This window comes from Nostoc linckia z4 (assembly GCF_002608075.1).
Lineage (GTDB): Bacteria > Cyanobacteriota > Cyanobacteriia > Cyanobacteriales > Nostocaceae > Nostoc > Nostoc linckia.
On sequence record NZ_LAHA01000059.1, the window covers coordinates 36,070 to 50,834 of the forward strand.

Below are 14,765 nucleotides of genomic sequence, written 5' to 3' on the forward strand. Positions count from 1 at the left end.
TTCTCATCAACAAACGGGTTCGTTTACTAACGAAAATAATGTGTTTGATCGCAAAAATCATCAGTTTCATCAACAAACAGGTTCGTTTGTAACGAAAATTATCCGGTTTGTCAGGGGGACGGCGTAGCAGGGGGGAATTATTAAGTGCGTTGTTACAGAGAATTGGTATGATGCGTTGCCTGTTCGCTGCTATCTTTTAAAGAATCTCGCGTTTTGCCAGATATTGATACATTTGCCAACGTGCATCTACCTCGGCTTGGGCTTGTTGTAATAATTGCTTGGCAAGTTCGGGTTTACTCTTAGCGAGCATTTTGAAGCGATTTTCTTGGTACATTGAATGTTCTACTGGTTGGGTTGGCGATCGCATATCCAATTGCAAAGGATTTTTACCTTGTTTTTGCAACTCTGGATTATGGCGATACAATAACCAACGACCTGATTCTACCAAAGATTTTTGATGATTCATCCCTGTGGTCATGTTAATGCCGTGGGCGATGCAATGGCTGTAAGCAATAATCAGCGATGGGCCGTTATAAGCTTCTGCTTCTAAAAATGCCCTTAGGGTATGTTCGTCTCTTGCGCCTAAAGCTACACTGGCTACGTAGACATTTCCGTAGGTCATGGCAATCATCCCCAAGTCTTTCTTTGGCGCTGGCTTACCACTGGCGGCAAATTTGGCAACGGCGGCTCGTGGTGTGGCTTTGGAAGATTGACCGCCTGTGTTGGAATATACTTCTGTGTCCATGACTAAGATGTTAACATTGCGACCGCTTGCCAGCACGTGGTCGATACCACCAAAGTCAATATCATAAGCCCAACCGTCACCGCCAACAATCCAAACGCTCTTTTTCACCAAGTAATCAGCAAGGGATTTGAGATTTTGGATTTGGGCATGGGGCATGGGGGATGGGGCATGGGATGATAGTTCATCTAGCTTTTGTTTTAACAGTGCTATCCGTTCTCGTTGTTCCCAAATGTCAGCTTCAGATTTTTGTTCGGCTTTGAGAATAGACTGTACCAATTCGTCAGGTATTCCCAATTCCCCATGCCCTATGCCCCATGCTCCACTTCGTAATTTTTGCAAAAGTTCTGCTGCAAATTCGGCTTGTTTATCCACAGATAAACGAAAGCCAAAACCAAATTCGGCGTTATCTTCAAATAAATTATTCGACCATGCAGGGCCGCGTCCTTCGGCGTTAGTTGTCCAGGGTGTGGTGGGGAGGTTACCGCCGTAAATTGAGGAACAACCTGTAGCGTTGGCGATGATGGCGCGATCGCCAAACAATTGTGTTAATAATTTTAAGTATGGTGTCTCACCACAACCCGCACAAGCACCAGAGAATTCAAACAAAGGTTCTTGCAATTGTTGTTGGCGAATTTGGTTTAATTTCAACTGCCTTCTGTCAGGGTTGGGTAACCTTAAAAAGAAATCCCAGTTTTTCTGTTCTTGTTCTCGCAATGGCAATTGTTGTGCCATATTAATCGCTTTCAGGGATGGCTGAGATTTATTTTTCGCCGGACAAATCTCTACACAAATCGAGCATCCCGTACAATCTTCTGGAGCTACCTGAATGGTAAATTTTTGATTGGCAAAGTCTTTATCTTTGGCATTAATTGACTTGAAGGTTGCTGGTGCATTCACTAATTCATCAACTTGATAAGCCTTAGCACGGATAGCACTGTGGGGACAAACCATGACGCACTTACCACACTGAACGCAGACATCCGGTTCCCACACGGGTATCTCTTGGGCTACGTTGCGTTTTTCCCACTTCGCAGTACCTACAGGAAAGGTTCCGTCAGCCGGTAAGGCGCTAACGGGTAAATCGTCGCCTTCCCAAATCATGATTTTACCCAATACTTCTTCGACAAATTCGGGAGCGTTGGAGAAGACGGGGAGAGTGGGAGACGCGGGGACAAGGGGAAAGAACTCTCCGCGTCCCCGCGTCTTTGTGTCTCCGTGTCCCTTCACTTCAACATAGTGTAAGTTGTCTAAGGTGTTGTCTACGGCTTGTAAGTTCATGCGGACAACTTCTGCACCTTTTTTACCGTAGGTCTTTTCGATAGCTTGTTTGATTTTAGCGATGGCTTCTGCTTGGGGCAAGACTCCCGCTAAGGCAAAGAAACACACTTGCATGATGGTGTTAATTCTGCCACCCATACCGCTTTCACGGGCTACTTGATTGGCATTAATTACATATAATTTCAGCTGCTTATCGATAATTTGCTGCTGCACTTTGGGCGGTAAATTTTCCCAAACGCTATGTGCATCATATGGGCTATTAAGTAGCAAAATTGCTCCCAAAGTAGCAGCTTTTAAAACATCTATCCGTTCCAGAAATCCCCAGTGATGACAACCGATAAAGTTAGCTTGGTCAATTAAATAAGTGGAGTGAATTGGTTCTTTTCCAAAACGTAAATGAGAAACCGTCATCGACCCCGATTTCTTAGAATCGTAGACAAAATAACCTTGGGCATAATTATCAGTTTCTTCACCAATAATCTTAATGGAGTTTTTGTTAGCGCCAACTGTACCATCTGAACCCAACCCATAAAACATTGCTCTCACAACGTTATTTGATTCTGTGGAAAAATTGGGGTCAAAGTCCAGAGAAGTGTAAGTTACATCATCATTAATCCCAATAGTAAAATGATTCTTCGGCTGACTTTGAGCAAGGTTATCAAAAATTCCCTTCACCATTGCCGGCGTAAATTCTTTGGATGAAAGACCGTAGCGACCGCCGATGATTTTGGGAGAAGAGGGGGACAAGGGGGACAAGGGGGACAAGGGGGACAAGGGAGACAAGGGGGACAAGGAAGAATTGTCTCCTCTCTCTCCCTTGTCTACCCCCTCTCCCTTGTCTACCCCCTCTCCCTTGTCTGCCCACGCTTCATGAATAGCAGCCACCACATCTAAATACAATGGTTCACCGGCGCTACCTGGTTCTTTGGTGCGGTCGAGAACGGCGATCGCTTGTACACTAGTTGGTAAGGCTGCTACAAATCTGTGGACATCAAAGGGGCGGTAAAGTCGCACTTTCAACACGCCGACTTTTTCACCACGGGCGTTGAGATAATCTACTGTTTCGTGGACGGTTTCACAGCCAGAACCCATGAGAACGATGATGCGATGGGCGTCGCTAGCTCCATAATATTCATAGATTTGGTAATGCCTGCCCGTGCGTTCTCCAAATTTGTCCATGATGCGCTGGACAATTTCCGGACAGGCGTTGTAGTAGGGGTTAGCGCCTTCACGGGACTGGAAATAAACATCGGGATTTTGAGCAGTACCGCGCAATACTGGACGGTCTGGGGTGAGGGCGCGGTTGCGGTGGGCAAGGATTAGGTTATCATCGATGAGCGATCGCAAATCATCATCTGCAAGTAGTTTGACTTTCTGCACTTCGTGGGAAGTACGGAAACCGTCAAAGAAATGAATAAATGAAACCCGCGCCTCTAAGGTAGCAACATGGGCGATGAGGGCAAAATCTTGACTTTCTTGCACCGAAGCCGAACACAATAGAGCAAAACCAGTAGCCCTAGTGGCCATTACGTCGCTATGGTCGCCAAAAATTGATAAAGCATGGGTAGCCAGGGAACGGGCTGCAACGTGAATTGTCGTGCTGGTTAATTCGCCAGCAATTTTGTAGAGGTTGGGTATCATCAACAATAATCCCTGAGATGCCGTAAATGTGGTACTCAGAGAACCCGTTTGCAATGCGCCATGCACGGCGGCTGCGGCTCCTCCTTCGCTTTGCATCTGCACCACACTGGGAACAGTCCCCCACAAGTTGGGACGACCTTCCGCCGCCCAAGCATCCGCCCATTCACCCATTGCTGAAGAGGGAGTGATAGGATAAATGGCGATCGCTTCATTTAATTTATAAGCAACACGGGCAACAGCTTCATTCCCGTCGATGGTTGCGAAGGTTTTGTTCATAATTTGCTTTTTGTCCTTGGTCGTCTTGCATAAGTCGGGAAAAGGGTAAGGGGAAAGGGGGAAAGGTTTTGTGTTTTCCCTTTCCCCTTTTTCCATCTCTTGCAAAAAGCACTTTTGCAAGAGGTCTATTAGTCATTGGTCATTCGTCCTTTGCAAATGACTTTGACTCTAAACATTTGTAATGAGGAATCCAGTTTGCTTAAAAAAGCTGAAGATGAGGACGCTGTTGAGCTATTGCCTACTGCTTCTGCTCAGAAGTTAATTTTCAATAAATATTGCAAATATTAGTATCTCATTGGCAATATTGCATCTATTAATATGTATTAGTTGTGTACTCAAGAATCAAACTTATGATGAGATAAGGCTTTGTGGTGGTTGATTCTTTTTTGTGGGGTATGGGGTCGGGAATATTTAATATTTGAAGTTGCGATCGCCCTTCTAATACCGTTGAAATTTAAAATTATAAATGTAGAGACGTTGCAATGCAACGTCTCTACAGGATTTTGATATCATACACAATCGTTTTCATACATGAAATCAGCAACGCCGAATTAAAGACTTGTAAAATCACCACCGGCAAATGGTGTAAACCCACTAAACTTTAAAGATTGAGCGAGATTGATTATAATCTTCTTACTTTTTGTTGTCTTGGAGTTGATTTTCTCGCTCGTTAAATGAAGATTCAACATATGTTAATCTTGGGCTTCTTTTGGCTTTAACATCTGCCAAATTTCTGTATCAACTTGGGTTAAATATTGCAACTCTAACTCACCTATTTTCTGAATTATGCGTTTTCGGTCAATAGCTCGTAATTGAAACACCATTGCCACGGAAGGCAAAGTTAAACCATTCTGTTCCGATGCCTCAATTCTGATTGTAAATGGAAAACGCAATGCACTTAATGAAGACGTAACCGGAACAATCATTAACATAGGAGAAGTTGCAACATCTGTTTGAACCGCAATTGCTGGACGATTCCCCTTTTGTTCTCGTTTATCTGACTCAGGCAAACCAACTAAGAGAATATCTCCTCTAGCCATTTAATTCTCCACTTCATGGGAAACCGCTACTGCATCCAGTGATGCTAGTGTTGCTTCCATATTTAGCCAGTCTTCATCGCTTGCCGCTTCCCAAGCTACAAACTCTCGATTTAAGTCAGTGGATGCCTTCATGAGCAAAGGAGTCAGCAACGCTGTTATTTCATCACTAACGGAATATCCATGTGCCTGTGCTTGTTGAACGAGCGCTTGGTATAGCTCAATTGGCAATGTTACTGATGCTTCAATGGTTTTAGTAGTTTTCATTATTTAACAATGCTGAGAACTTAACTGTAACTGCTAACTTTATTCTAGATTGCAAAAACACGATTTAACGCGTCTGATGCGTTAACCTCTTAGCGCTCCTCTTCAAAGGTTAGTTTTGTTTATAAATTAAAATCACCACCGGCAAATGGTGTAAACCCACTAAACTTTAAAGATTGAGCGATCGCTTTTTCAGCCGATTGCTTATAATCTTGTTTTTTCTTTTCTTGAATTTCCTTTTCTTCTTCACTAACTAAATCTTTACTTAAAGATTTAATCGTTTCATCAATTATCTGTTTAAACCCACCAGGTGACTGCTCTATTTCCTTTGTCACCTCTCGTAGTTTAATAATAATTTCTTGCAGATATTCTTCAATATTTGCCGAAGAAAACAACTCTTGTAAATTCTGAGGTAGTTCTTCAATTTCTTCGTTGATATTGATTCCTTGGGCTTGTAGTGTTTCTCTGAATTGACGTAGACGCACTTGTGTACTTTCAACTTGAGTAGAATTTTCTGAGAGAGATTCACTTAAAAAGTCTTGGAATTGGGTATATATATTCACAAAAGCACTTTGGGCAGCTTCCGGATTTTGTTGTAATTCTTCACTAGTAACACCCAAAAGTGAAGAAATAATGTTTGAAATTGATGGAGTTTCGTTAGATACTGGAGGAATTTTTGCCGATGTTGGTGTTGAAACAAACATCAAATTCGAGACAGTAATTTTTGCTTGCATCATTGCTTGATTGATTGCATTTTCCAGGTATTCTTTTGCTGCTGACTCTGGAATTTCAAAATTAGCGATCGCTGCTTGTGTGACTTTCTTTTCAGTGCCAGTGAGGGTAGAAATAATAAAGCGACCCCTGCATAGTTTTTGGTTGTCGGGAATCAGAAAATAACGCTGATGCTGAGAATCAGTCCAGAATGTTAGTTGATTTTGAGTATTCATATTAATTACGTGAACGACGAGCGATCGCATTTTCCGTATCGCGTACTAAAGCAGGCATTTTTAATGTTTTCAGATGTTCAAGAATTGCTAAAGTTGCTTTTTCCTTCCCATCTCCTAAAGCATTTGCAATTTCCCTTAATATTCTTTCCTTGTGGGAGTAACTAAAAATCAATTGATTAGCGTAACTAGCAGCTACATTTTCATCAATACGTGTCAAGGGAATCAGTAAACAAGCAACTTGAAATGCTAAGTCAAATCCTAAAGAAGTATGTTCTTGTAAAATTTTTAGGCTTGCTTCCATAGCTGCAATTATTTCGCTTTTTACAGCTTGGGCTATTTCTTTTTTCCTCACAATGGCTAAAGCTAAACTCCGACCAAAATAATATTGATGATATATACCAAGAAGTGCCTTAATCGCCTTTATTTGCCATTGCTGAATTTTTTGATTTTCATCAGCATAATAGCTTGTATTCACAGCATCAGCTAGCATTTCAAATGCCGAGTCAGTTTGTGATATCCGCTCATAAACTACAGGTGCTGCTTGCCAAGGAACACTTTGAGAATTACTAGCCCAATCTATAAGTTTTTGAAATCCAGCAGGATGCCCCCAAGAAGTTAGCATTACAGCCGCTAATAATTGATGATAAGGTTCCCCAGAATGAAGTAAATTTATCAGTCCTGGAATCCGGTATTCATAACCTCCATCTAGACCATCATCAATGATATCTTGGAGTTGTGCTGGATTGCCTTCACAGTCAGTAAAAAGTAACTCTTCGGGATTATTTAACGATTGCATTTAAATTATCTCCTTATACCATTTTTGATTTAAGATTTTGGATTTATAAATAGTTATGGTTCGCTGCTTTTAGTAATCCATTTATCGCAATCATTGTTCAAATTAGTATTAGCTTCGACTTGCTGGTGAATCAGCTGGCTAGAGTTTGAAATTACTATCAGCAAATTAATAAATCGTCTACAAAAAATATTGTCTAAAACACGCACAACAACTTACCGTAGCCATAGTATTTTGTATTTACTCATCAATGTAGCTCTGAATCCAAGGGTCACTTGTGTAGGCGCTAGCCTTCTGAGAATTAAATTTTTGTCCCTCTGGTTGGAGATTATTCAAATCTTTATACCATTTCTCTACTTCTGCCATCTTCATTCCTTCGATACTTTTTGTGCCATTTTCGACAGAAAACTGTTCTGTATCCACTTTTTGACTGATGTAATCTCGCCATTGTATTTTGTGTCCAATAGTTGCAAAATCTTCACCTTTTTTTGCATTTTCCTTTCTTGGCAAATACTTTGTTTGGTTATTTGGGCCTACGATACATTCATATTCAGTTCGGCCATTCTGCTGTCTTTGGCTAATATTTTGCCAATATGTCTTCTCAAAGTCTCCCCAATTAGGGCGTGTGCTACCATCCCACAATTTTTGTCCGCTGTCATCTTCCTTGTAGGGTCTCTGTGTGAGGTTTCGGTTTCTTTTATTCTCCTGCGGTTGTCCTTCAGTTTCATTATCTGCCTTCCGCTTGCTCCCTGCGCGAGTACGTGAGTCAAATCGATGCTCTGTGGACGCTTGTGAAGCTTCAGTTTGCGATCGTGTTGTGGCTCGCACGCTTCGTCCCCTTGGGCCTTGTCCTGTCGGTAAACAGCTTCCTCTGCCAGAAAAGCGACACCATGTCCCATCTTCTTTTTGCTTCCATTCGTGGTCGTTGGGTAGTTTAATTTCTTCTACAAATTCTCCCTCATCGATCGCCTTCGGTTCAGCTTTTCCTGCCACTGCAAGTTCTGTATTCAGTTCTTGTGATGTTAATTGACTACCTTCCTTTGCAGCAGTGTTCTGAAGAACCTCCTGTTCTTTGGGCGACATTGATACATCGCTATCTGATTTCAAACCTTGAGATGCACCCGTATTTGCCTCAGTCCGGGTACTGTTCTCGGAAGCAGATCCACTTTCAGGCGGTTTCATCGTCGTTTCCGGGGTATTGGCTTCTGTGTGAGGCGGTTTCACTTCAGTATCAGCACCCGCACCTTTAGTGGAATAAGGCCCTTTAAGATACTCTGCCGGAATAGTACCTTTAATTAGATATTCCCCATCGCGTGTTGTGTTGTAGTATGCCAACAACCGACGGCTAAGTTTGCTAGATTGTCCTTTGCTGATACCCAAGGAAGCAACATAATCAGGAATACCTTGGGGGCCGTTGGCAATGGCAGCATCGACATCTATATCTTTTTTAACAGTTGTAGCGATTTGAGAAATTTCATCCGTAATCATCTTGGAAATCTGCTCAGGGGTTAATACCTCAACATTCTTGAGATTGCCTGATTCGATATCTGCTCGTAATTTTGGTAAATCGAGTTCGATTTCTGAACCGCCGTATGTCTTGGCAACACCACCGCTTTCTGTCAGGAAGGAAGTGTAGGGACTATCTCCCTTAGCAGGATCGCTACCATAAACGTGTTCTAGAGGAGTCGCTTTGCCGTTGGGATTTGCTGGAACTAGAGAACCATCTTCAACAACACGAGATTTTGTTTTACCTTTGTAATTAAATTGGCTAGCAAAATCGTCATCTTGGCGAATAATGCGAACAATTTCTTGATTTTTATCTGTAGTTGCCGGATTTGGTTCTTGTTCGCCTGGGGATTTTGTTGTTGTATCTTTGGGAACTCCTCCTTGAACTTCTGGTTCATCTCCCTGTACGCCTCGTGCGGTGGTTGTTTCGGCTTCAGGCGATCGCACTCCTGTTTCAGGACGCTGAACATTCGGCACATCGGTGGTTGTAGGTGTATCAACTTTGCCGCCAAAGCCAGTCTTGATTCCCTTACCTAGCGAAGTACCAAATCGCTCCCCGGCTTGGAAAGTCCTGGTTTGCATATTTTGAATGCCGCGGCCAACTCTACCAAGGTTACTGAGGTTGGCTGTAGAAATGTTGACACCCGCAGCAATACCAGCACCAATGAGAACTCCTTCTAAAGTGATGGGGTCTCCGGTTGCTAAGTTGCCAAAAATACCACCAGCAATATCCGAGGCAACATCAATACCCAATCTCCAGAACGATTGAGTCAGACCTGTACCCAGTCTACCTGCTTGAGCCAACATGTTACCGAATACACCACCAGCACCACCAAAAGCACCACCGATCGCCCCTGCTAAGGCCGCTTTCCCCACGTCATGCAGCAAGTTCTTGCCATCGATGACGTTGCTACCCATCTGAATCACGGCACCAGCCACAGCCCCAACAATTGCCCCACCAACAATTGCACCGATTCCCCCTGCTAAAGCTGCACCTGCTCCCAATGCCCCAGCTAGCGCCCCCACTGCCCCAATTACTGCTGGTGCAACGATAATTGCCACAACAATTACAGCAATGATTAAGAAAACTTTCAGGACTGTTTTCCACCGGGGTTGTTCTTGGTCTGCTGCTTCTTGGGCATATTTTTGGATATCGGAATCGAGATTTGGCTGTTTATCTCCTTGGATTGAACCACGCAACCCTTCTTCTAAGTCATTGACACTCTTTTGGAAGTTAGTGTCCATGTTTTGGTTACTTTGGTCAAAAGCACTTTGCATTCCTTGGGTGACTTCACCAAAACCTGTAACTGCTGCTTGGGTGGTATCGGTGAGTGTGGTTGTAAAGGCTTGCTGAATTTGATTAAAGGTGTCTGTAGCGCCTTGATTGAGGTTAGTTAAACTCGTCTTGGCTTCTTGACTAACAGCAGCAGATTCTTCCAGTCCACTTTGGGCAATACCATTCACCGCAGTAACCGCTTGCTGTCCACCTTGGGTAATACCTTCTTGGGATGCTGTAATGCCTTGTTGTGTTTGCTCTTGGACTTTAGCCACAGAACTATCGAACTGTGCCAAGATTTCTGCTAAAGTGGCGCTTAACTCCTCTGGATTCGGTGCTGGCATTCCTTGGAGTTGGGCTTGGATATCTTGGATGGCTGTTTGCAAATTGGTAGCAGCTTGGCTAACACCATCTTGAATGGAAGCGATCGCCTTTTGAGCATCCCTTTCAATGGCTGAGACTTGCTCATTACCATAAACTGACAACAATTGCAATTGAGCAGCTTGCTGTTGGTCTAAAGTTTGTAATGTAGATTGCAGAGTTTGGTTAGCTGTTTGCGTCAACTGGGTTTGTGCGTCTGCCAATTGCGTCAAAACTTGCTGTTCAACGGAGTTGATATTATCTAAAGTTTGTTGTTGGAGAGTTTGCAGTTGTTGGCGAGACTGATTAGCAACATTATGGATTGCTTCAATATCCTTCGGTTTGCCTTGTTCGACGGCATCAGCTTGTTTATTGCCTTCTTCAACTAAACTATCTTTGTATTGTTTGGCTACTTCTCTGGCTGCTTTCGCCCTCGCCTTGAGTCGGTTATCTGTAAGCGGCCCATCCCAGAAGTTATCATCTTTACCAGTAATTTGAGCTTCCCATTCAGTAGCTTTTTGTTCGCCAAAAGCGATCGCTTCATCGCCTACTTTCACCCCAGCAGCACGATATTTCTCTTTTGCTTGGGTATAAAATTCTTCAATTTTCGCCAGTTGATTGCTTTCAGTTTCATCTACTTTCTGCACAGATGTTGTATATTCTGCTGCAACCTTTTGGCGTTCTGTGGCAGCTGTTTGGGAAGTTGTCGCTGCTGTTGCCTGATATTGTGTTTCAATTTGAGCGATAGTTGCTTGGGCTTCACTTTGTACTTGTTGGCGTTGCTGGGCAATTTGGGCGGTAACAGCTGCCTTTTGTTGCTCAACTGCCACCATTACAGCAGCTTTGGCATTTTCAGTTGCACCTTGGATACCCGCCTCAATTCCTTGTCCCAGTTGGGTAATTGCTTGCACTCGCAAAGCTGCTTCAGCCAAAAAGCTATTTGTTATATTTATCGCCTCAGCTTTTTGCTGTTCTTGCAAAATGGCATCTTCACCAGCTTCAGCCGTTTCTTGCTGTTCCGGAGGTGCAAAGTTAACTTCTGTTGCCACTAATTGGGACGTTTGAGCATTGACAGCGTTTTGCTGGGCTTGTGCTGCCAAAACTTCTGTTGTGGCTTGTTCCTTCTCTGCCTCAGTTTCCGGCGTCACGGCTTGCGCCATGCTTTCGGGATTTTGGTTATTAATCTGCGGAGGTAATTTTTCTAAACCTGCATCTCCAACAGCATTGGCTTGCGGTGAAATCTGTTCGCCTTGAGGTGCTTTCGTTTCTGGACTGGCCGCTTGTTCCATAGCTTGTTCGCCAGTCTCAGATCCTTCTGATTCTGATGCCTTTTCTTCGTCTTCAACATCTTTCTTTTTCTGACTGAGAACTTCAGCCATGCCTGCTTTTACTTCTTTGTCTTCATCATCTTTCTTTGCATCCTTGTTTGGAGTGAGAGTTTCAATCACACCTGCTTTTACTGCTTTGTCTGTATCATCCTTTTGTGGACTGACATCTTCAGCTACACCTGTTTTATCTGTATCATCCTTTTGTGGACTGACATCTTCAGCCGCACCTGTTTTATCTGTATCATCCTTTTGTGAACTGACATCTTCAGCCGCACCTGTTTTATCTGTATCATCCTTTTGTGTGTCATTTTCTGGACTCACACCAGTCGCCGCTATCTCTCCATCCTCTTTAGGCTTGTCTTCCGGTGCAGCCATGTCAACAGAATTGCTGTCAGTGGCATTTTTCCCAGACTCAGGTTGTGTTTTGGGGTTTTCGTCTGGTGGTGGTTCTGTGGTTCCCGCCGCTAGCGGAGATTGAACGCCGAGACTTGCTTGGCTTGCACGATTGTTATCTAATTCCTGACGTACATCATTCTCGACTTTTGCAGCATCTTGTTCTGTGGTTGGTTGAGAAACTGTATTGTTGACATCAAAAGCAAGTTGGATAGTTTGGCCTGGAAGTTCTTTCGCTTGTAAAAGTTCCTCTTCCTCTTCACATTGCGAGCAACAAACCCGTTGAATATCTACATTTGGCCTTACTGCTGCTGTTGATGACGAGTCTTTTTGCGGTGCAATTGCGTTACCGTTTTGTTGGACAACGTGAGTTAATTCATGAGCAAGTAATTCCTTGCCTTGATAACTGCCAGGATTGTATTCTCCTTGACGAAAGAAAATATCCTGCCCTGTGGTGAAAGCACGAGCTTGGATGGTTTGGTTGAGTTGATGAGAATGTGTATCTGTGTGGATTTTGACACTGCTGAAGTCAGCGCCAAAGGCCTCCTCCATTGGTTGTCGGATATCGTCTGAGAGTGGCTGCCCATTTTGGCGTGCGTGTTGGATAGAAGTTTCTAGTTTGGATGTATTTACCACTCCACCACCCTGACGCTGCACCACAGGAGTGGCCGAACCAACTAAAAATTTCCTTTGTAATTGTGTCTCTGGTAAAGCCTCGTGTTGGATAAATTGCTGATTTCGAGGCTGGCTTATTTTGTGCATCACCTGGCGTGCTACTGTATCAGCTTGCTGTTCGTAAATATCTCCTGGTTGATTAATTGTGAGTTTTGTTTGCACGCGCAGCGACATTCGACTAATGTCGTGAGTAACTTGGGAGGAAGAATCAAGAGGCTTTGTTTGCAATTCTTCCTCTTCTTCTAATTCCTGAGATTGAAAATCTGCCGCCGTCCGTTCCTCTTCCTCTTCTGGCAGTTTTTCCCGTTGCACTGTTTGGTGATTTTCAGGCTCATTCATTTCCTGTATCACCTGTGGTTCTAGTGTCTGGGTTTCTTGTTCCTCAACATCTTCCGGCTGGTTAGTTGTAAATTGTGTTTGTCGGTGTAGCGATATTCGACTAATGTCGTGTCCTAGAGGTTTGTTGAGAGATGGCAATTCAGCAGTTGTTTGCCCCAAGACACCAGAGGAGTTTGAACCAAAACCGGGCGTAGGTTGTCTGAGTTTAGGTATTGAGAAGGAACTAGTGCTAGCTTTCTTGGGCTTGGCTACGCGTTCTCTCATTTGCTTCTCCTGATGCCCGTGTAGTAAGGTGGATGCTATTTCGTTGATATAGATATGTACAGTAGTGCGATCGCCCTTCCCACACAATTAATCAAAAGTCTACAATCAATGCAAAATCAAGTTCTTTTTTCTCTTGAAGGACAATAATTGACTGATGACTAGACCTCTTGCAATCAATTGCTTTTTGTATTCTTGTGGTTAAAGGTTAAAGGGGAAAGGTTAAAGGTTAAAGGGAAAAGGAAAAATACCAAACCTTTCCCCCTTTCCCCTTCCCCTTTTCCCGACTTCTCTTAGAAGTCTACTAATGACCGGTCAACCATCAACCATCAACCATCAACGAGTCTTCGTGAGGATTTTTTGGGAATAAAATGAGGCTGATTCTTGGTTTTTGGCGCAATCTTGGGCAAATTTAATGAGATGATGTCCCACAAGACCGACGTGAATCAAGCTTTCAATATCGCCTGTTTTGAGTGCTGGTTTGGCCATTTTCCAGAATGTTTGACGATAGTTACTAAATATACCTATCCGCACCAAAATATTTATTAAATAAGTTAAACCTTTACGAATGTTAGCCCCAGAAGTGCGGGCGGGGCTGTTAGGAACTTTGATGCGGTTTGGGTAGGTGTGTTCCATGTTGTAGGCAAACCGCTGATATAAGAATTCTGGTTCGTAAGCTCTGGTGATGCAGCGCCGCCACATTTCCACAACTTCGTCGTAAGGCATTAAAAATTCTACATTTGATTCGCGGTTTTCATCAAATACAAGCCTTCCTTCTGCTTCTAATCTCCGCCATAATGGAGTTCTTGGCAATGCATGAAGTAAGTTAATTGTCAACATGGGAATTTGAGAGGCGCGAATAAATTCGAGAATGCGATCGCCTGTTTCTGGTGTATCTGTATCTAAGCCGATAATGATCCCCGATACAACTTCCATGCCATAGCTATTTAAAATCTGAATGGCTTTTAAAATCGGCAGACTCAGATTTTGGTCTTTGGAAATGGCGTGGAGGGCTTGTGGTTCTGGTGTTTCAATGCCACAAAAGATGGTGCAGAAATAAGCTTCGCGCATCATCTCCAACAGTTTGGGACTTTGAGCGAGGTTGAGAGTTGCTTCGCAGGCAAATTGGATGGGATAGCCATTGCGTTTTTGCCAGTCAATGAGGTGAGGAAGCAAATTCATGGCGGCGCGGCGATCGCCAACAAAGTTATCATCAACAAAATATACTGCTCCCAAATTGCCTGATTGACGCATTGCGTCTAACTCAGCCACAACTTGCTGTGGCGTTTTCATCCGTGGGTTGCGTCCATAAAGTTCGGGAATATCACAAAACTCGCAACGATAAGGACAACCACTAGAAAACTGCACGTTTGCTAGAAAATAATCGTTGATATTCAATAAATGATAAGCTGGGGTGGGAAACTCCCCCAGAGGTAAACGTTCTTTAGTTTCAAAGCGAATTTGTTGTTGGGGACGTTCCGAGTGTTGGTCTAGATACTCAATCATGTCATCAAATTGCTTCCGAGTGTGCCCGGAGTACGGGAACCCGTACACAAGTAGCAGTAATTCTGATTTGCTGGTTGCCAAAAATCTTTCGGGTTTCGTTGACCATTTTCATTTCTTCCTCACAATAACCCAAATCGTTT

General features: G+C 43.4%; 7 protein-coding genes and 1 pseudogene. All 8 read right to left on the bottom strand.

Annotated features, from left to right (window positions below; all coding sequences use genetic code 11):
- Positions 1-196: 196 nt before the first annotated feature.
- Positions 197-3,940, bottom strand: a complete 3,744-nt coding sequence (nifJ, locus tag VF06_RS31360) for a pyruvate:ferredoxin (flavodoxin) oxidoreductase (RefSeq protein WP_099069963.1) — start codon at positions 3,938-3,940, stop codon at positions 197-199.
- A 692-nt stretch (positions 3,941-4,632) separates the two neighbouring features.
- Positions 4,633-4,980 (bottom strand): type II toxin-antitoxin system PemK/MazF family toxin, encoded by a 348-nt coding sequence (locus VF06_RS31365; protein ID WP_099069962.1) that lies wholly within the window; start codon positions 4,978-4,980, stop codon positions 4,633-4,635.
- Positions 4,981-5,244 (bottom strand): hypothetical protein, encoded by a 264-nt coding sequence (locus VF06_RS31370; RefSeq protein WP_099069961.1) that lies wholly within the window; start codon positions 5,242-5,244, stop codon positions 4,981-4,983.
- A 119-nt stretch (positions 5,245-5,363) separates the two neighbouring features.
- On the bottom strand, positions 5,364-6,188 hold the full coding sequence (locus VF06_RS31375) for a hypothetical protein (RefSeq protein ID WP_099069960.1): 825 nt from the start codon (positions 6,186-6,188) through the stop codon (positions 5,364-5,366).
- Position 6,189: 1 nt separating this feature from the next.
- Positions 6,190-6,984, bottom strand: a complete 795-nt coding sequence (locus tag VF06_RS31380; RefSeq protein WP_099069959.1) for a hypothetical protein — start codon at positions 6,982-6,984, stop codon at positions 6,190-6,192.
- Between the two features lie 237 nt (positions 6,985-7,221).
- Complete coding sequence (locus VF06_RS31385) at positions 7,222-13,122, bottom strand: eCIS core domain-containing protein (protein WP_099069958.1); 5,901 nt, start codon at positions 13,120-13,122, stop codon at positions 7,222-7,224.
- Between the two features lie 333 nt (positions 13,123-13,455).
- Positions 13,456-14,625: a B12-binding domain-containing radical SAM protein gene (locus tag VF06_RS31390; protein ID WP_257208145.1), complete on the bottom strand. Its 1,170-nt coding sequence runs from the start codon at positions 14,623-14,625 to the stop codon at positions 13,456-13,458.
- 7 nt (positions 14,626-14,632) lie between these two features.
- A pseudogene (locus tag VF06_RS31395) lies at positions 14,633-14,765 on the bottom strand (Asd/ArgC dimerization domain-containing protein); the annotation flags it as partial.

Coding starts and splice junctions, on each gene's coding strand:
- nifJ (WP_099069963.1), bottom strand. CDS start 3,940: ATGAACAAAACCTTCGCAACCATCGACGGGAATGAAGCTGTTGCCCGT.
- VF06_RS31365 (WP_099069962.1), bottom strand. CDS start 4,980: ATGGCTAGAGGAGATATTCTCTTAGTTGGTTTGCCTGAGTCAGATAAA.
- VF06_RS31370 (WP_099069961.1), bottom strand. CDS start 5,244: ATGAAAACTACTAAAACCATTGAAGCATCAGTAACATTGCCAATTGAG.
- VF06_RS31375 (WP_099069960.1), bottom strand. CDS start 6,188: ATGAATACTCAAAATCAACTAACATTCTGGACTGATTCTCAGCATCAG.
- VF06_RS31380 (WP_099069959.1), bottom strand. CDS start 6,984: ATGCAATCGTTAAATAATCCCGAAGAGTTACTTTTTACTGACTGTGAA.
- VF06_RS31385 (WP_099069958.1), bottom strand. CDS start 13,122: ATGAGAGAACGCGTAGCCAAGCCCAAGAAAGCTAGCACTAGTTCCTTC.
- VF06_RS31390 (WP_257208145.1), bottom strand. CDS start 14,625: ATGATTGAGTATCTAGACCAACACTCGGAACGTCCCCAACAACAAATT.